At 70.2% G+C, this 17,059-nt stretch carries 12 protein-coding genes and 2 pseudogenes; 9 read left to right on the plus strand and 5 right to left on the minus strand.

The genetic code is table 11. From position 1 onward, the window contains the following. Positions 1 to 111 precede the first annotated feature (111 nt). Both J2Z30_RS04925 and J2Z30_RS04930 read right to left on the minus strand, forming a co-directional pair. Positions 112 to 1,497, minus strand: a complete 1,386-nt coding sequence (locus tag J2Z30_RS04925; RefSeq protein ID WP_044578710.1) for a chitinase — start codon at positions 1,495 to 1,497, stop codon at positions 112 to 114. Continuing rightward, complete coding sequence (locus J2Z30_RS04930) at positions 1,494 to 2,774, minus strand: glycoside hydrolase family 16 protein (RefSeq protein ID WP_044578706.1); 1,281 nt, start codon at positions 2,772 to 2,774, stop codon at positions 1,494 to 1,496. Before J2Z30_RS04930 ends, J2Z30_RS04925 begins: the two co-directional genes overlap by 4 nt. A gap of 591 nt (positions 2,775 to 3,365) precedes the next feature. On the opposite strand from J2Z30_RS04930, the pseudogene J2Z30_RS04935 reads away from it, so the two are divergent. The 3 genes and pseudogenes from J2Z30_RS04935 to J2Z30_RS04945 all read left to right on the plus strand — a co-directional run. Next, positions 3,366 to 4,241, plus strand: a pseudogene (locus J2Z30_RS04935) (chitinase); the annotation flags it as partial. Between the two features lie 14 nt (positions 4,242 to 4,255). Beyond that, a complete protein-coding gene (locus J2Z30_RS04940; protein ID WP_245387589.1) occupies positions 4,256 to 6,088 on the plus strand; it encodes a pectate lyase-like domain-containing protein in 1,833 nt (610 codons plus the stop codon). A gap of 138 nt (positions 6,089 to 6,226) precedes the next feature. Continuing rightward, complete coding sequence (locus J2Z30_RS04945) at positions 6,227 to 7,456, plus strand: glycoside hydrolase family 88 protein (protein ID WP_044578702.1); 1,230 nt, start codon at positions 6,227 to 6,229, stop codon at positions 7,454 to 7,456. A 40-nt stretch (positions 7,457 to 7,496) separates the two neighbouring features. Here J2Z30_RS04945 and J2Z30_RS04950 read toward each other — a convergent pair whose 3' ends face one another. After that, positions 7,497 to 8,201 (minus strand): GntR family transcriptional regulator, encoded by a 705-nt coding sequence (locus tag J2Z30_RS04950; RefSeq protein ID WP_044582264.1) that lies wholly within the window; start codon positions 8,199 to 8,201, stop codon positions 7,497 to 7,499. Positions 8,202 to 8,365: 164 nt separating this feature from the next. Here J2Z30_RS04950 and J2Z30_RS04955 point away from each other — a divergent pair, with 164 nt between their 5' ends. From J2Z30_RS04955 to J2Z30_RS04975, 5 genes and pseudogenes are all read left to right on the plus strand, one after another. Next, positions 8,366 to 8,905: a YbhB/YbcL family Raf kinase inhibitor-like protein gene (locus tag J2Z30_RS04955; protein ID WP_044578699.1), complete on the plus strand. Its 540-nt coding sequence runs from the start codon at positions 8,366 to 8,368 to the stop codon at positions 8,903 to 8,905. A 516-nt stretch (positions 8,906 to 9,421) separates the two neighbouring features. Then, positions 9,422 to 10,444: pseudogene (locus tag J2Z30_RS04960) on the plus strand (chitinase); the annotation flags it as partial. Between the two features lie 84 nt (positions 10,445 to 10,528). Then, positions 10,529 to 11,524 (plus strand): aldo/keto reductase, encoded by a 996-nt coding sequence (locus J2Z30_RS04965; protein WP_044578697.1) that lies wholly within the window; start codon positions 10,529 to 10,531, stop codon positions 11,522 to 11,524. A 90-nt stretch (positions 11,525 to 11,614) separates the two neighbouring features. Beyond that, a complete protein-coding gene (locus J2Z30_RS04970; protein WP_245387590.1) occupies positions 11,615 to 12,895 on the plus strand; it encodes an AAA family ATPase in 1,281 nt (426 codons plus the stop codon). After that, the gene (locus J2Z30_RS04975; RefSeq protein ID WP_044578694.1) at positions 12,892 to 14,520 is read left to right on the plus strand and encodes a vWA domain-containing protein; all 1,629 of its coding nucleotides are present in this window, start codon (positions 12,892 to 12,894) and stop codon (positions 14,518 to 14,520) included. Before J2Z30_RS04970 ends, J2Z30_RS04975 begins: the two co-directional genes overlap by 4 nt. A gap of 68 nt (positions 14,521 to 14,588) precedes the next feature. Here the strand turns inward: J2Z30_RS04975 and J2Z30_RS04980 are convergent, their stop codons facing one another. After that, a complete protein-coding gene (locus J2Z30_RS04980) occupies positions 14,589 to 15,362 on the minus strand; it encodes an oxidoreductase (protein WP_044578692.1) in 774 nt (257 codons plus the stop codon). Between the two features lie 119 nt (positions 15,363 to 15,481). On the opposite strand from J2Z30_RS04980, the gene J2Z30_RS04985 reads away from it, so the two are divergent. Then, positions 15,482 to 16,045: a TetR/AcrR family transcriptional regulator gene (locus tag J2Z30_RS04985; protein ID WP_044578688.1), complete on the plus strand. Its 564-nt coding sequence runs from the start codon at positions 15,482 to 15,484 to the stop codon at positions 16,043 to 16,045. Between the two features lie 10 nt (positions 16,046 to 16,055). On the opposite strand, the gene J2Z30_RS04990 is transcribed toward J2Z30_RS04985, so the two are convergent. Beyond that, positions 16,056 to 16,925 carry a helix-turn-helix domain-containing protein gene (locus tag J2Z30_RS04990; RefSeq protein WP_044578685.1) on the minus strand — a complete coding sequence of 290 codons (870 nt, stop codon included), beginning with the start codon at positions 16,923 to 16,925 and terminating at the stop codon, positions 16,056 to 16,058. Positions 16,926 to 17,059: the final 134 nt, after the last annotated feature.

Here is a 17,059-nt window from a genome sequence, read left to right on the forward strand (position 1 = left end):
AGAAACCCCTGCAAGGAGCCCGACAAACGCGAGGTCCGGCGCCCCCGTGGCTCGGGCGCCGGACCTCGGCCTTTCAGATTCCTATAGGAAATGAATGCGTCGGGTCGTGGGTCAGCCGCCGTACTGGGCGAAGACGCGTGTGAAGTCCCATGGCTGCTGGGAGACGCCCGAGCAGGTGTCGGCTCCGCCACCGGTGCAGGGCCGGTCACGGTTGACCGACCAGAAGGTCAGCCGCGCGAGGTGCTTCTGCTGGGCGTAGCCGAGGATGGTACGGAAGTCGGCCACGGTCACCGTCTCGCCGTTGTCGGTGATGCCGTTCATCGACGAGATGCCGGAGTGCCGGTACGCCTGGTCGTCGGAGTACCCGTAGGCGCTCTTGACCGCGTTCTTGAGCCCCTCGGCGGCGCGGATGGTGAGCTGGCCCATGTTCTGGCCCGCTCCCCCGAAGTTGAACGGCATGATGGTCCAGCTGTCCACGGTCAGCCCGGCGGCGGCGGCCTTGCTGATCAGGCTGTTGTCGGGGCCGTTCTGGCCGGTGCCGAAGGTCATGTACACCTTGATGCCGGGGTTGTTGGCCTTGACCGTCTTCAGCGCGTCGACCGTGCGCTGCTGGACGGTCGGGCTGTCGTACGCGGCGGCCTCGATGTCGATGTCGATCGCCTTGAGCCCGTAGGCGTTGATGACCTTCTGGTACGCGGCGGCCAGCTCGCCCGCGCTGCCGCAGGAGCTCTCCAGCTTGTTGCCGCTCCAGCCGCCGAAGGACGGGATGACATCGCCACCGGCCGATCGCACGGTGTTGATGGTCTGCTGGTCGACCCCTCCGGTGAGCGGACGGCCACCGTCCCACTGCGGGTTGCAGTAGCCGTTGCTGAGCACGAAGGCGAGGGTGAACCATTTGACGCCGGTCGCGTTCATCACGGTGGTGGGGCTCGGCGGGCTGCCCCAGCCGTTGTAGAGGTACGGGGCCACGGCCATGGCACCCGGTCCTGGCGGTGTGGTGTCGCCGCTCGGCGCGGTCCACTTCTGGTTGGCGGCGCCGGTGCAAGTCCATATCTGCAGCCGCGTACCATTGGCCGAACTCCCGCCCGTGGCATCCAGGCACTTGTCGGCCTGTGGGTTCACGATGTCACGCGCCGCCGGAACCGCCCACTGCTGCGCCGCGCTCCCATTGCAATCCCACAACTGGACGAGGGAGCCATCGGCCGTACCACCCGACGCCACATCCAGACACTTCCCCAACGCACGGATCGTGCCATCGGAGCCAACCGTCCACTGCTGCGCGGCAGTTCCGTTGCAGTCGTAGAGCTGCACGGCCGTGCCATTGGCGTTGTTGGCACCCGCCACGTCCACACACTTGCCACCGACACCGGTGATCTGCCCGGTGGCCGCCACGGCGCCACTCGCGGGAAGGCTGGTCAGCCCGGTGAGGAGGGCAGCGGCGGCCGCGGCGCCGAGCACACCGCGTATCCCGGGCCCGCGCAGGAGTCCGCCGTTCATCTGGTCACCGTCCACTTCTGGTTGGCGGCGCCGGTGCAGGTCCATATCTGCAGCCGCGTACCGTTCGCCGAACTCCCACCGGCGGCATCCAGACACTTATTGGCCTGCGGATTCACGATGTCACGCGCCGCCGGAACCGCCCACTGCTGCGCCGCACTCCCATTGCAATCCCACAACTGAACCGCGGTGCCATCGGCCGTACCACCCGACGCCACATCCAGACACTTCCCCAACGCACGGATCGTGCCATCGGAGCCAACCGTCCACTGCTGCGCGCCGGTGCCATTGCAGTCGTAGAGCTGCACCGGTGTGCCGTTGGCGTTGTTGGCACCCGCCACGTCCACACACTTGCCACCGACACCGGTGATGGCACCGCCACCCGGCTGTCCGCCGTCGGTGCTGACCCGGACGTAGTCGACAAGGAGCTGCTGGGGGAAGGAGGTGCTGCCGTCGGGGTCTCCGGGCCAGTAGCCGCCGACCGCGAGGTTGAGGATCACGAAGAAGGGCTTGTTGAACACCCACTGCCGGCCACCGAGGTCGGCGGGGGTACGCCGCTGGTACACGGTGCCGTCGACGGACCAGCTGATCGCGTTCGGGCTCCAGTCGATGGCGAAGGTGTGGTACGCGTCGGCGAACGCCTGGCCACCGGGCAGGGAGTACCCGGCGCCGATGCCGCCGGAGCCGAAGTAGCCAGGGCCGTGGAGGGTGCCGTGGACCGTGGAGGGCTCGAAGCCCACGTTCTCCATGATGTCGATCTCACCGGAGTCGGGCCAGCCGACGTCTCCGATGTCGTTGCCCAGCATCCAGAACGCGGGCCACATGCCCTGCCCGCGCGGGATCTTCATCCGAGCCTCGACCCGGCCGTAGGTGGTGGTGAACTTGCCGGAGGTGTTCAGTCGGGCGGAGGTGTACTCACACCGTCCGTACCAGCACTGGTAGTTGCCCGGGTTCTCGCGGCGGGCAGTGATGACCAGGTGGCCCTGGCCGTCGAGGGCGGCGTTGCTGTTACCCGCCGTGTAGTACTGCCGCTCGTGGTTGTTGACGTTGTCCCCCGTCTCGATCTGCCACTTGCCGCCGTTGACGGCGGAGCCGGCGGGCCCGTCGAACTCGTCGGAGAACGTGACGGCGGCCGCCGTGCCGGGTCTCGCGGTGGACTTCGCGGCGGGGCTCGCCGCGGAAGCCGAGGTGCCCTGTGCCAGTCCGGTGGACAGCGACGCGAGGGCGAGGAACGAGACGAGGGACAGCAGCAGTCGCCTGGGTAAGCGCGGGGAGTCCATGACTCTCCCTTCCAGAAACGGGTGATGACAGGTGCGGAGAGGCATGAGGCGCATGCGAACCAAGTGGTTACGGCGCCGACCGGGTGCGTAGGCGAGCTCAGCGGTACTTAGTTCATTACGTGAGTTAAGAAGTGAAGGAAAAGCCTGTCAAGGGTTTGGTATGGACCAGATATGCCAACAAGTCACCGCGCGGAGGGCTGTTCGCCGCCGCGGACGTCGGCGACACGGTCGGCGAGTTCGCCCTTTGAAGGCATGTCATTCATTGGTGCGGACCTATTGACGAGACACGTTCAACTCCCGAAATATATGGGCCCGAGAGTCCGGCCGTGACCTTCCGGCCGGACACCGCATGTCGCGGGCTGCGGCGGCGCCTGTCCGACGGACATGCCCACTGCCGGGGCCCGTCCGCGTGTCAGGAAGGCATCCCCCCACATGAATCACAGCGAAGACCTCTCCGGCCGGGACCGCGTGCAGCGCCGCCGCCGGCGGACCGTCCTGGCGGTGGCCGCGGCCCTCGCGGCCACCGCCGCGAGCACGACCGCGGCCGCCTGGGCCGACAACACCGGCCAGGACCGCGACTCGGCATCCGCCGCGCCCGCCGCCGTGGCCCCCTACCTCTACAACGGATGGGGCAATCCCCCGGACCCTGGCGAGGTGATGGACGCCACCGGCGTCGGCTGGTTCACCCTCGCCTTCGTCCTCGACGCGGGCAACTGCGACCCGCGGTGGGACGGCGGCCGCCCGCTGGCCGGCGGGGCCGACGAGCAGACCGTGAAGGCCATACGGGCCAAGGGCGGCGATGTGGTGCCGTCCTTCGGCGGCGCGAGCGGCAACAAGCTGGAGCAGTCCTGTGCCGACGCGAAGGCCCTCGCCGGGGCCTACCAGAAGGTCATCGACGCCTACGGTCTCAAGGCCATCGACATCGACATCGAGGGCGACGCCTACAACGACCCGGCCGTCCAGCAGAAGACGATCGACGCCCTGAAGCAGGTGAAGGCCGACAACCCGGGGCTGCTCACCTACGTCACCTTCCCCAGCGATCAGAACGGCCCCGACGACGGCATGATCCGCCGGGCCGCCGAATCCGACTTCGAGGCCGACAGCTGGACCATCATGCCGTTCGACTTCGGCGGCGAGGGCCAGAACATGGCCGAGCTGACCAAGCAGGCCACCGACGGCCTGAAGAACGCCGTCAAGGGCGCCTACGGCTACAGCGACGAGGACGCCTACCGGCACAGCGGCCTGTCCTCGATGAACGGCATCACCGACGTCAAGGAGACCGTCACCACGGACGACTTCGAGTCGATCCTGGGCTACGCCTCCGAGCACCACCTGTCGCGGCTCTCCTTCTGGTCCGTCAACCGCGACCGCCCCTGCCCCGGCGACTACCCGAACGACGACACCTGCTCCGGAGTCGCCCAGGAGCCCTGGCAGTTCACCGGGATATTCGCCCGGTACAAGGGCTGAGGGGGCACATCACCATGACGAACGACACCACCGGGGCGACCGACATCACCGGGGCGACCGGCACCACCATGCCGGACACCGCCGGGACGGACACCATCCAGCGCGGGCACCGCCGACGCCGCCGCATCGCCCGCGCCACCGCCGGGTTCGCCGTGCTGGCCGGCGCCGTCGCCGCGGCGCTGACCGTACCGGCGGCGCACGGCGCGGACGCCGAGCCGGACCTGGGTCCGAATGTGCAGATCTTCGACCCGTCGATGTCCGCGCAGGAGATCCAGGGCAAGCTCGACTCGGTCTTCGGCGAGCAGGAGAAGAACCAGTTCGGCCAGGCCCGGCACGCCCTGCTGTTCAAGCCCGGCTCGTACGACGTCAAGGCCAACGTCGGCTTCTACACCCAGGTGGCGGGCCTCGGCCTGTCGCCCGACGACACCACCATCAACGGCCAGGTGCACGCCGAGGCCGACTGGTTCGACGGCAACGCGACGCAGAACTTCTGGCGCGACGCCGAGAACCTCGCCGTCAACCCGGACGGTGGCGCGGACCGCTGGGCCGTCTCGCAGGCCGCCCCGTACCGCCGTATGCATCTGAAGGGCGATCTGCAGCTGGACGACGGCGGCTGGTCCAGCGGCGGTCTGCTGGCCGACACCAAGGTCGACGGGCAGGTGAAGTCCGGATCGCAGCAGCAGTGGCTCTCCCGCAACACCGAATGGGGCAGCTGGACCGGCTCCAACTGGAACATGGTGTTCGTCGGCGCGCGGAACGCCCCGGCCGGGGACTTCCCCAACCCGCCGTACACCCGGGTCGACAAGTCGCCCATCACCCGTGAGAAGCCGTTCCTGTACGTCGACGACGACGGCGCGTACAAGGTGTTCGTACCGGAGGTGCGCAAGGACTCGACGGGCACGTCCTGGTCCTCGGGGACACCGAAGGGCGAATCGCTCCCGCTGAGCGACTTCTTCATCGCCAAGCCGGATGCCACGGCCGAGGAGATGAACGCGGCGCTCGACGCGGGCAAGCACCTGCTCATCACCCCGGGCGTCTACCACCTCGACGCGCCGCTGAAGGTGACCAAGCCCGACACCGTCGTACTGGGCCTGGGACTGGCCACGCTGATTCCCGACAACGGGGTCTCGGCGATGAACGTGGCCGACGTGGACGGCGTCAAGCTCGCGGGCCTGCTCATCGACGCGGGTACCGAGAACTCCGAAACACTGATGGAGGTCGGTCCCGAGGACTCGTCCGCGAACCACGCCGACAACCCCACCTCGCTGCACGATGTGTTCTTCCGGGTCGGCGGCGCGGGCGTGGGCAAGGCGTCCACCAGCCTGGTGGTCAACAGCTCGAACGTGATCGGCGACCACACATGGATCTGGCGCGCCGACCACGGCGACGGCGTCGGCTGGGACTCCAACACGGCCGACAACGGGCTCGTCGTCAACGGCGACGACGTGACCATGTACGGCCTGTTCGTCGAGCACTACCAGAAGCACCAGACGACCTGGAACGGCGAGGGCGGCCGCACGTACTTCTACCAGAACGAGATGCCCTACGACCCGCCCCACCAGGACGCCTGGATGAACGGCTCCACCAAGGGGTACGCCGCCTACAAGGTGGCCGACTCGGTCAAGCGCCATGAGGCGTGGGGCCTGGGCAGCTACTGCTTCTTCAACACCAACAAGTCCGTCACCGCCGAGCACGCCTTCGAGGTTCCGCAGAGCCCGGACGTGAAGTTCCACGACATGGTCACCGTCTCGCTCGGCGGCACCGGCACCATCAACCATGTCATCAATGGCACGGGAGGTCCCTCGGACGCCAACAGCAACGTGGCGAACGTGACCGAGTACCCCTGAGCCCGTAACACGCTCCACCAGCTTCACCGGTTGCCGGTGGGGCGCGGGTACGTCGCCCGCGCCCCACCGGCGGCTGAGCGCACGGACCGCATGTCGTCATGTCGTTGTCGGATTCACCCTCGTGAAGGGCGGACACTGATGAGCGTTTCCCGGAGAGCCCTGCTGACCACCGCGGCCGGTACCGCGGTGGCGGCCACTTCGATCGCTCCCCCGGCCCAGGCGGCGGAGGAGGTCCCCGGCCACGCCGCCACGCTCCGCACCTTCGGCGAGACGGCGGACTACGCGGTGGCGAAGCTGCGCGCGGTCGCACCGGGGGTGAGCGGCTTTCCGGTCGGTACGAAGTTCGAGAAGTGGACGTACTCCCAGAACGGCGACTGGGTCGGCGGGTTCTGGCCGGGGACGCTGTGGATGGCGTGGCTGTACAGCGGCGAGGAACGGTTCCGCACGCTGGCCCTCGCCTCCGCGGAGAAGCTCGCCCCCCGCCAGAACGACACCGGCACCCACGACCTCGGATTCCTCTTCTATCCCTCGTGGGTCACCGCCTGGCGGCTCACCGGTCAGGACACCTGGCGGGCGGGCGCACTGCGGGCGGCCTCTTCCCTCATCCGGCGGTACAACCCGCGCGGCCGTTTCATCCGGGCCTGGGGAGCGCTGGACGAGCAGGCGAACGCGGGCCGGGTCATCATGGACACGATGATGAACCTCGATCTGCTGGCGTTCGCGAGCAGCCAGAGCGGGGACGGCAAGTACCTCGACATCGCCGTGGAGCACGCCAGAACCACCCAGCGGCACTTCCCGCGCCCGGACGGATCCACCCCGCACGTCTACGACTTCGACCCGTCCTCCGGCGCTCCCCTCGGCCCGGCCACCGTGCAGGGCTACAGCCCGGCCTCCTGCTGGTCACGCGGGCAGGCATGGGGAATCTACGGATTCACCACCATCCACCGCCGCACCGGACACCCGGAATTCCTCACCACCGCGCGGAAACTCGCCGACTTCGCCCTGAGCGCGCTCACCCCGGATGACGTCCCCGGGTGGGACTACCTCGCGCCACAAGCACCCCACGACATCAAGGACGCCTCCGCGGGCGCGGTCATGGCCTGCGGCCTGCTCGACCTGTCCAGGGCCACCGGCGAACCGCGTTACCGCGAGGCGGCGCTGCGGCTGCTCACCGCGCTGTCGCAGACCTGCCTGACCACGAAGTCGACCCGGGCCGAGGCGGTCGTGGCACGCTGCACCCGGAACCGCCCGAGCGAGGACGGCATCGAGATCTCACTCCCCTACGCCGACTACTACCTGCTCGAAGGCATTCTGCGGGTTCTGCGCCCCGACGACGTCGACCGGGCCATCGACCTGTCCACGGTCTGAGGCTCACACCGCGCGGCGCCCGTCCGGCCGGGGCGGCGTATCAGCCTTCCCTCGCGGGGTCGTCGGGCGTGGCGCCGGTCAGGGCGGCCGCGGTCCGGGTGAGGTGCTGGGCAAGTACCCCGGCCGCGGTGTCGGCGTCGCGGGCCAGCGCCGCCTCCTCCAGGCGGCGGTGCTCCTCGATGCCGTCCCGGTCCGGGTTACGGTGTGCCGACCAGCGGCGGGCCAGTTCGCTCGCGGTCCACATCCGGTCGAAGGTCTCCAGAAGGACGGGGTTGCCGCAGCCCTCCAGCAGAGTGCGGTGGAAGCTCCGATGGGCCTCGGACCAGGCGTCGCTGTAGTACTCGCCCTCCTCCGGCAGATATGGCGGGGTGCGCGCCAGACGGTGGTGGGCGGCCCGTACGCGGGCCTCCCAGTCCACGTCGCCGCGCTCGATGGACATGCGCAGCACGACCGGTTCGACGGTCCGGCGGGCCTCCGCGATCTCCTGCCAGCGGCGGTCGGAGAAGGCCGGGACGGCGAATCCGCGGTTGGGCAGCCGGTCGGCGAGGCCCTCGCCGACCACCCGTACGAGCGCCTCGCGCACGACGGCCAGGCTCACACCCTGCTCCTTGGCGAGGTCCTGCGGTTTGAGGGCGTCACCGGGGGCGTGGTCCCCGCGCATGATCGCGTGCCGCAAGTGCGCGTAGACCTGCTCGGAGAGCATCTGCTTCCCCGACGAGGTCGAGGTGGGGGCCGTCTGAGTCATGCCCTTCAGCATAGACGATCCAGAAGATAATCGATTATCGGTGCTATGGTCGATTCATCGGCTCCGAAGAAGGCGACGGCGGCGCCGCCGCGCGGTGCCGTGCGCCCTCCGCCAGGTCGCCTCTCTCTTCGCCACCCCCAGCCCGGCCCGAAAGGAACGACGCCATGAGCGCCAACGACCCCTTCGCCCGCCTCCCCGAGGCGGCCTCCTTCACCGTCACCAGCACCACCGTCACCGACGGCGCCGCCTGGTCCTCCGAGCAGCTCTCCGGCATATCCGGCGTCCCCGGCGGGAAGGACGTTTCCCCACAGCTGACCTGGAGCGGCGCCCCGGAAAACACCAAGAGCTACGCCGTCACCGTCTACGACCCCGACGCCCCCACCGGGTCCGGGTTCTGGCACTGGGCGGTGGCCGGCATCCCCGCCACCGTGACCGAGCTGCCCGAGGGCGCCGGCGACGACACCGGCTCGGGCCTGCCCGAGGGCGCCTTCCAGCTGCCCAACGACGCCCGCGCGGCGCGCTACATCGGCGCCGCCCCGCCGGCCGGGCACGGCCCGCACCGCTACTTCGTCGTGGTGCACGCCCTCGACGTCGAGTCCATCGGCGTCCCGGCCGACGCCACCCCGGCCGTCCTCGGCTTCACCATGAGCGGCCACATCCTCGGCCGCGCCGTCCTGACCGCCACCGCCGAAACCCCCGCCTGACGGATGGCGACCAGGATGGCCCTCGACCACGCTTCGTGGTCGAGGGCCATCCTCAAGGGCTCTTGCCGCGATCGACGCGTAACTCGACGCGCTCACCGAGGTGTTCGGCCGGCCGCCGATCCCACGCGCGTCGCATCCGGCCGCGGCCACCACCCGCTCATAACGCATACGGCCGACCAGCCGTGGAGCAAACGCCTCGGCGACGCAACACTGAACGTGAAGATCCGCCGCCCGATTTGGTCCGGACCATTGACACTACTGGTCTAGTCCTGTTGTCTCGTGGGCGCGCGACCTCCCCCATGCCTCCTGTCCGTCCCTCCCCCCCCTCACTTCAGCTCCGCCTTCCCCCCACACCAAGGAGCGGCCCCCATGAGCCTCCGTTTCCCCTTGAGCAAGAGGGTCCTGACCGGCGTGTGCGCCTCCGTCGCCGCGGCCGGGCTGCTCGCCACGGTCTCGACGACGACCGCCGACGCGGGTACCACCTCCGACGCGGGTACCACCTCCGCCACCACGAAGGCGGCACTCCCCGACCACGCGCTCGTGGGCTATCTGCACTCGAGCTTCGCCAACGGCTCCGGATACACCCGGATGGCCGATGTCCCCGACAGCTGGGACATCATCGACCTGGCCTTCGGCGAACCCACCTCCACCACCTCCGGCGACATCCGCTTCAGCCTCTGTCCCCAGAGCGAATGCCCGAACGTCGAGTCGGAGGACGAGTTCAAGGCCGCCATCAAGGCCAAGCAGGCCGCGGGCAAGAAGGTGCTGATATCCATCGGCGGGCAGAACGGCCAGGTGCAGCTCACCACCACCGCCGCCCGCGACAAGTTCGTCGAGTCGGTCGGGGCGATCATCGACAAGTACGGACTGGACGGCCTCGACATCGACTTCGAGGGCCACTCGCTGTCGCTGGACGACGGCGACACCGACTTCAAGAACCCGAAGACCCCCGCGATCGTCAATCTCATCGCGGCCGTGAAGTCGCTCAAGGCGAAGCACGGATCCGACTTCGTCCTCACCATGGCTCCGGAAACCTTCTTCGTACAGCTGGGCTACCAGTTCTACGGCTCGGGCGCCTCCGGCGGCCAGGACCCACGCTCCGGGGCGTATCTGCCGGTCATCCACGCACTGCGGGACGATCTCACCCTGCTGCACGTCCAGGACTACAACTCCGGACCGATCATGGGGCTCGACAACCAGTTCCACAACATGGGCAGCGCCGACTTCCACATCGCGATGACCGACATGCTGCTCACCGGCTTCCCCGTCGCGGGCGACACCAACAACGTCTTCCCCGCTCTGGACCCGTCCCAGGTGGCGATCGGCCTGCCCGCGAGCCCCAACGCGGGCAACGGCCACACCACGCCCGGTGATGTGACCAAGGCCCTCAACTGCCTGACGAAGAAGAGCGACTGCGGCGGCTATGAGCCCCACGGCAGCTGGCCCGCCCTCCGCGGGCTGATGGCCTGGTCGATCAACTGGGACGGCTTCAACGGCGGCGAGTTCTCGAAGAACTTCGAGAGCTACTACGGCCGTTGAGCCATCGCTCCGGTCATGGGCGCCGGTGGCGCCCATGACCGGAGGTTGCCTTCGTGCGCGCTTCAACTCCTACCGTTCACCGGCATGGAGACCATGGCGCACAACAGAACGCTGGGCCGCAGCGGCATCGAAGTGAGCCCCCTCGGCTTCGGCTGCTGGGCCATCGGCGGTGAGTGGCAGTCCACCGACGGGCAGCCCCTGGGCTGGGGCGAGGTCGACGATGACGAGTCCGTGCGCGCGATCCGGCGCGCACTCGACCTCGGCGTCACCTTGTTCGACACCGCCGACGCGTACGGCACCGGCCACAGCGAACGCGTGCTCGGCCGCGCCCTCGGCAAGCACCGCGGCGATGTCGTCGTCGCCACGAAATGGGGCAATGTCTTCGACGAGCGGACCCGGATCCGCGAGGGCCAGGACGACTCGCCGGAACATGTACGCCGCGCCCTGACCGCCTCGCTGCGACGCCTCAACACGGACCATGTCGACCTGTACCAGCTCCACATCTCCGACGCGGACCCCGAACGGGCCGCCCAACTCCGCGACGCCTGCGAAGAGTTGGTGCGCGAGGGGCTCATCCGCGCATACGCGTGGAGCACCGATGACCCCGACCGGGCAGCCGTCTTCGCCGAGGGCCCGCACTGCGCGGCCGTCCAGCACCGTCTGAACATCCTCCAGGACGCGCCCGAACTCCTCGCACTCTGCGCGGAGTCGGACCTCGCCAGCATCAACCGCAGCCCCCTCGCCATGGGGCTGCTCGCCGGCAAGCACACCGCCGGGCGCCCCCTGGACGACGGGGACATCCGCAACGCGCCGCCCGCCTGGCTGCCGGGGTTCATCGCGAACGCGGGCGCGGACCCGGTCTGGCTCCGGCGGGTCGACGCCCTGCGGTCCATCCTCACCAGCGACGGCCGTACCCTCGCACAGGGCGCCCTCGCCTGGATCTGGGCCCGCAGCCCGCGGACGATCCCGATCCCCGGCTTCCGTACGGTCGCCCAGGCCGAGGAGAACGCGGGCGCGATCGCGAAGGGGCCGCTCACGGCCGGGCAGATGGCCGACGTCGACCGGATCCTGGGGCGGTGAGCGGCGGCGGCGTGCTAGGCCCGGACGATCACACCGTCGGGACGCGGCTTCAGCACCGAGGCGAGCGTCTCCGCGAGCAGAATGTCGGGCATGGACGCAGAGGACACGCCGGACGCACTCGACACGCCGGACGCACAGAACACGCCGGACGCGCAGAACGCCCCGGACGCGCAGGACACGCCGGACGCGCAGGACACCGCCAAGAGGCTGCGGGCGATCACCGACGAGCTGTCGGACCGCTTCTACGAGCGCGCCGACGTGGTGCGAACGCTGGTGGTGACGCTGCTGGCCGGGCAGCACTCCTTGGTGCTCGGCCCGCCCGGGACCGCGAAGTCGGAGCTGGCCCGGGAGCTCACGGGCAGGGTCGATGGCGCGGCGTACTGGGAGATCCTGCTGTCGAAGTTCACCGCGCCCACGCGGATGTTCGGCCCCATCGACGTGGCCGCGCTGGCCCGGGGTGAGTACCGCCAGGTCTACGACGGCCGCGCCACGACCGCGCACATCGCCTTCATCGACGAGATCTTCAAGTGCTCCACGGCGGCGCTCAACGAGACGCTGGGCTACCTCAACGAGCGGATCTACCACCCCGAGAACGGCGGCGAGCCGATCCGCTGCCCGCTGATCGGGGCCATCACGGCGAGCAATGAACTGCCCGGCGGAGAGGACACGGCCGCGATCTACGACCGGCTGCTGGTGCGACTCGAGGTCGGCTACCTGGAAGACCCCTCGAACTTCGCCGCGCTGGTCCGTTCCGCCATCAGCCGCCCGGCGGCACCGCCACGGACCACGGTCGAGCTGGCCGCGCTGCGGCACGCCGTGGCCGGGGCCGTCCCGGCCGTGGACGTCCCCGACGGGATCGTGGACGCGGTGTGCACGCTGCGGGCCGCCCTGCGCCGCAAGGAGCTCATCGCCTCCGACCGCCGCTGGCGGCAGGCGGTGGGCCTGCTCCAGGCGTCCGCGTACCTCGACGGCCGCCCGGCGGTCGCCGAGACCGACCTGTCGGTGCTGACGCATGTGCTGTGGGACTCCCCCGCCGAACGCCCGGCCGTCGAGCGCGAGGTGCTGAACCTGGTCAACCCCGACGCCAAGGAGGCGCTCGACCTGGCCGACGCCCTCGATGAGCTGGAGGCCCAGCTCGACGCCATGGCCGGGCAGTCCCGCGAGGCGCTGAGCGAGTGGGTCATCAAACAGGCCCACAACAAGCTCGCCATGGCGGGGAAACGGCTGGAGAAGCTGCGCGAGGACGCGGCACGCGCCGGTCGCTCCACCGCCGCCATCGACCGGGTCACCGGCCGCCAGCGCGCCGTCCGCGCCCGGGTGCTCACCGAGGCCCTCGGCGTGGACGCGAGCATGGTGCAGGCCCAGCTGTGAGCAAGCGCGACGAGCCGGCGCTCGACGAACTGGCGAGCCGGGCCGGGACCTGGCTGGGCCGGTCCGCCGCCACTCCCGTACGGCACACCACGGCCGTGGTCGCGGACCGGTTCGACCGGATCACCTGGCGCGACACCTACGAGCAGTCGGCCGGACTGCGCGAGGTGGCCGAGGAGCTCAACGAGCGCCACGACCACGCCACCGACCTTCTGACCGACGTGTTCCTGGCCGCCTACAAGGTCGGGCCGCGGTTGCGCGAGCGCGCCGAGATGGCCCCCTCCCGGTTGGTCAACCACCAGGTCATCACAGCACTGGTGGAGTCACCGGAGTTCGCCGGGCTGCGCCGGGAGACGGCCGGTGCCCCGTACGCCGCCGCCATGGCCGTGCTCGCCCAGGCCGCCGCGGTGCGCGGGTTGCTGGAGCGCTCCCGGGAGACCCAGGAGCGGGCCGAGCGGGCGAGCCGGGCCCAGCAGGACGCCGACGGCGCGGCGGCCGCCGTGAACGAGGCGCTCCAGCGGGCCGCGGACGAGGCCGACGAGGACGGCACCGTGCCGACCCCGGCCGCCGACGCCGTACGCCGGGCGATCGACGCCGCCGAGGCCGCGGAGGCCGCTGCGCGGCGAGCCGCCCAGCACGCCACGCAGGCCCTCGCCGCGGCGGCCCCCGGCATCCACGCCGCCGCGCGGAACGCGGCGGGCAACGCCGCCGCGGCCGTACGGGAGGAGGCCGCGCTGATGCGGGCATGGGGCGTGGCCCCCGGCCGGCTGGAGCGGATGCCGTTCGACGAGCGCGCCCGGCTCGCCGAGCGGCTGCGCACCGGCCGCCTCGCCCAGTGGGCCGAACTGATCGGCCGCTTCCGGCAGATGGCCGACGGTGAGCGCGCCCGCAAGATGGAGAACGCCACCGGGGAGCTGGTCGGCGTCACCCTCGGCGACGACCTCTCCCGCCTGATCCCCTCAGAGCTGGCGGGCCTCGGCCTGCCCGAGCTGCGCGCGGTGTTCGCCGCGCGCTACGCCGCCGGGGAGCTGATGCTCTACGACGCCCAGGGAGAGCAGACCACCGGCCAGGGCGCCATCATCGCGTGCGTGGACACCTCCCACTCCATGTACGCGGCGGGGCCCGGCGGCGTCACCCGGGAGGCATGGTCCAAGGCGTGCGCCCTGGCCCTGCTGGACCAGGCCCGCCACGCGGGGCGTGACTTCGTCGGCATCCTGTTCTCAGCCGCCGACCGGCTCCGGGTCTTCCGCTTCCCCGCCGACGGGCCGCAGCCCGCCGGTATCGACCCGGTCCTCGACTTCGCGGAGACCTTCCTCGGCGGCGGCACCAGCTACCAGGCGCCGCTGACAGTTGCCGCCGGACTGCTGGCGGAGGAGTTCGACGACGCCGCCCGCGCACGCGGCGACATCGTGATGATCACCGACGACGAATGCGGTGTCACCGAGGAGTGGACACGCGGCTGGAACGACGCCAAACACCGATTGGGCTTCCGGGTCTTCGGCGTGGCCATCGGCGCCCCGCGCGCCGCCGGGACCGGCTCGGTCCTGGAGGCCCTGTGCGACAACCTCCGCTCCATCGAGGACCTCACCGACGTCCACGCCGCCGCCGACCTCTTCCGCGTGATCTGACCGCGCCCACCGGCAGTTCGCCGGGCCGACGGCTGTTTCTCCGCGTTCCGTATGGGTGCAGACGCCGCTCAGACCACCGGGATGATGCCGCCGTCGACCCGGAACTCGGCCCCGGTGAGCCACTTGCCGCGGTCGGAGGCAAGGAACGCGATCATCTCCGCCACGTCCTCGGGTTCACCGGGACGACCCATCGGCACCTTCAAGTGGTCCACGATCCGCTGCTTCACCTCGTCGATGGAGATCCCTTGACCGTCGGCCATCCGCTGGAGATGGCCGACCGCTCCCTCCGTGGCGACGAAGCCGGGCAGCACGCACACCACGCGGACACCATGTGGTCCCACCTCCGTCGCCAGCTCCCGGCTGTACGCGTTGAGCGCCGCCTTCGCCGCGGCGTACGACGCCTCGGCAGGCTGTGGGAGCCGACTGGCGATCGAGGAGATGTGCACCACGACGCCGGAGCCGCGCTCGATCATCCCGGGAACCAGGGCTCGGTCGATCCGCACGGCGCTGAGCAGGTTCATCTCCAGGTCGGCGAGCCAGGACGCGTCGGACCGCTCCAGGGTCGGCGTCGGGGCGGTCGCGGCTCCCGCGTTGTTGACCAGGACGTCGATGCCTCCGACGCTGTCCAGCACCCGTCGGCCGAGGTCCGCCACCCCCTCCTCGGACCGCAGGTCCACGGGGAAGAAGGTCGCCGGCATGTCCTCCGGGGGCGCGGTGCGCGAGGCCGTCAGTACGGTCGCGCCGGCCGCGGCGAAGCGACGGGCCGTCGCCTCTCCCAGTCCGCGGCTGCCACCGGTGACCAGCACCCGCAGGCCGCTGAGCCCCTCGTCCACGATCGTCATGCGTGTGCTCCTTCAGAAAGGTCTTCAGTAAGATGAACCGGACTCCGGAAACCGACCCCGGAGACTGTACACACAAACGGAGCCGGACTCACCTTATGGGCTCACCTCACGGAGGACCGTTGCCGTCATCACGCCCGCTGCGCGCCGATGCCCGCCGTAACCGCGAAGCGCTCCTGACCGCCGCGCGTGAGGCATTCCTCACCGGCGACGCCGACGCCCACGTGGAGGAGATCGCCCGGCGAGCCGGGGTGGCGGTCGGTACGCTCTACCGCCACTTCGAGACGCGCGAAGCACTCGTCGAGGAGGTGTACCGCCAAGAGGTCGCCGAACTCTGCGCCGCCCCCGCCCGGCTGCTCGCGCAATACGCCCCGGACGAGGCCGTGCACCGCTTCCTCCTGCTGCTCGTCGAGCACTCGGCAGTGGGCAAGGGCATGTCCGAGGCGCTGGAGAGCATCATGGCGACGGACTCTCCGGTCTTCGACGACGCGCGCGCCGAGATGGCTCACGCCCTCGACGAGCTGCTCGCCGCGGGGGTCGCCGCCGGTGCCATCCGCGACGGCGTCAGCGGACGCGTCCTCCTGCGCGCTCTCGGCGGCATCTGCGGAATGCGCGCCAAGGGGTGGGAGGACGACGCGGTACGCATCACCACGATCCTCTACGACGGGCTGCGCAGCGGCCGCTGAGAACCGTGTGTCAGTGGTCCGCCACGGGGTCGCCGGCCGATTGCGCGGCCCATGAAGCGAGGATGCGCAGCCGGTCGTGGCTGGGTGTGCCGGGCTCGGCGGTCAGCGTGATGAGCTGCTGATCGGGGTCGTCGGTGCAGGTGAGGAAGGACCAGTCGAGGGTGAGCTCGCCGACGACCGGATGGTGCAGGACTTTCGTGCCCGTGCCCTGGACGGCGACGCGATGGGCGCCCCACCACCGCCGGAAGTCGGGGTCCTGAAGCGACAGCTCGCCCACCAGTCTGGCCAGTCGTGGATCTTTCGGGTCCCGGGCGGCCTCCATGCGCAGCTGCGCCAGGCTGGTCTGCGCCACCCAGTCCCAGTCCGGGTACAGCGCCCTGATGGCCGGTTCGCAGAAGACCAGCCGTACGAAGTTGCGTTTCTCCACCGGGATCCGCGCGAAGTCGGTGAACAGGGCGGCGGCCATGGGATTCCAGGCGAGGATGTCCGTGCGCCGGCCCAGGACGACGGCCGGCGTGGTGGCGAGGTCGTCCAGCAGCCGCCGCAGCTGTGGGTGGACCTTCTGCGTGGTGCGCCGACGGGGCCGGGCGGCGTCCCGGCCGGACAGTTCGAACATGTAGGCACGCTCGCCGTCGTCGAGCCGGAGAACGCGCGCGAGGGTGTCCAGCACCGGTTCGGAAGCCTGGCGGCGGCCCTGCTCCAGGCGCGTGTAGTAGTCGGAGCTGATCGACGCCAGCAAGGCCACTTCCTCCCGGCGCAGCCCCTTGACCCTGCGCCTGCCCGCCGGATCGGGCAGCCCGACCTGGGCCGGGCTCAGCTCCCTGCGCCGGGCCTTGAGGAAGCCGCCCAGTTCGCTGTGGTGCGCGTCGCTGCTGCTCATAGCCACAAGTCTGACAAACAACGAGGCCCGTGACAGGGGGCCTGACCTGTCCCAGGACAGCGTTGTCCGGGGACACAGGACGCCCCTTACCGGCCTCCGCACCGCGTGCCAGTGTCGGTGACGTGACCGGCGGA

The sequence above is a fragment of the Streptomyces iranensis genome (genome assembly GCF_017874715.1).
Classification (GTDB): Bacteria; Actinomycetota; Actinomycetes; order Streptomycetales; family Streptomycetaceae; genus Streptomyces; species Streptomyces iranensis.

What these genes read in the sequence shown, in the direction of transcription:
- J2Z30_RS04925 (WP_044578710.1), bottom strand. Translation starts at nt 1,497, where the DNA reads ATGAACGGCGGACTCCTGCGCGGGCCCGGGATACGCGGTGTGCTCGGC.
- J2Z30_RS04955 (WP_044578699.1), top strand. Translation starts at nt 8,366, where the DNA reads ATGAGCGCCAACGACCCCTTCGCCCGCCTCCCCGAGGCGGCCTCCTTC.
- J2Z30_RS04950 (WP_044582264.1), bottom strand. Translation starts at nt 8,201, where the DNA reads ATGACTCAGACGGCCCCCACCTCGACCTCGTCGGGGAAGCAGATGCTC.
- J2Z30_RS04970 (WP_245387590.1), top strand. Translation starts at nt 11,615, where the DNA reads ATGGACGCAGAGGACACGCCGGACGCACTCGACACGCCGGACGCACAG.
- J2Z30_RS04980 (WP_044578692.1), bottom strand. Translation starts at nt 15,362, where the DNA reads ATGACGATCGTGGACGAGGGGCTCAGCGGCCTGCGGGTGCTGGTCACC.
- J2Z30_RS04990 (WP_044578685.1), bottom strand. Translation starts at nt 16,925, where the DNA reads ATGAGCAGCAGCGACGCGCACCACAGCGAACTGGGCGGCTTCCTCAAG.
- J2Z30_RS04945 (WP_044578702.1), top strand. Translation starts at nt 6,227, where the DNA reads ATGAGCGTTTCCCGGAGAGCCCTGCTGACCACCGCGGCCGGTACCGCG.
- J2Z30_RS04930 (WP_044578706.1), bottom strand. Translation starts at nt 2,774, where the DNA reads ATGGACTCCCCGCGCTTACCCAGGCGACTGCTGCTGTCCCTCGTCTCG.
- J2Z30_RS04965 (WP_044578697.1), top strand. Translation starts at nt 10,529, where the DNA reads ATGGAGACCATGGCGCACAACAGAACGCTGGGCCGCAGCGGCATCGAA.
- J2Z30_RS04940 (WP_245387589.1), top strand. Translation starts at nt 4,256, where the DNA reads ATGACGAACGACACCACCGGGGCGACCGACATCACCGGGGCGACCGGC.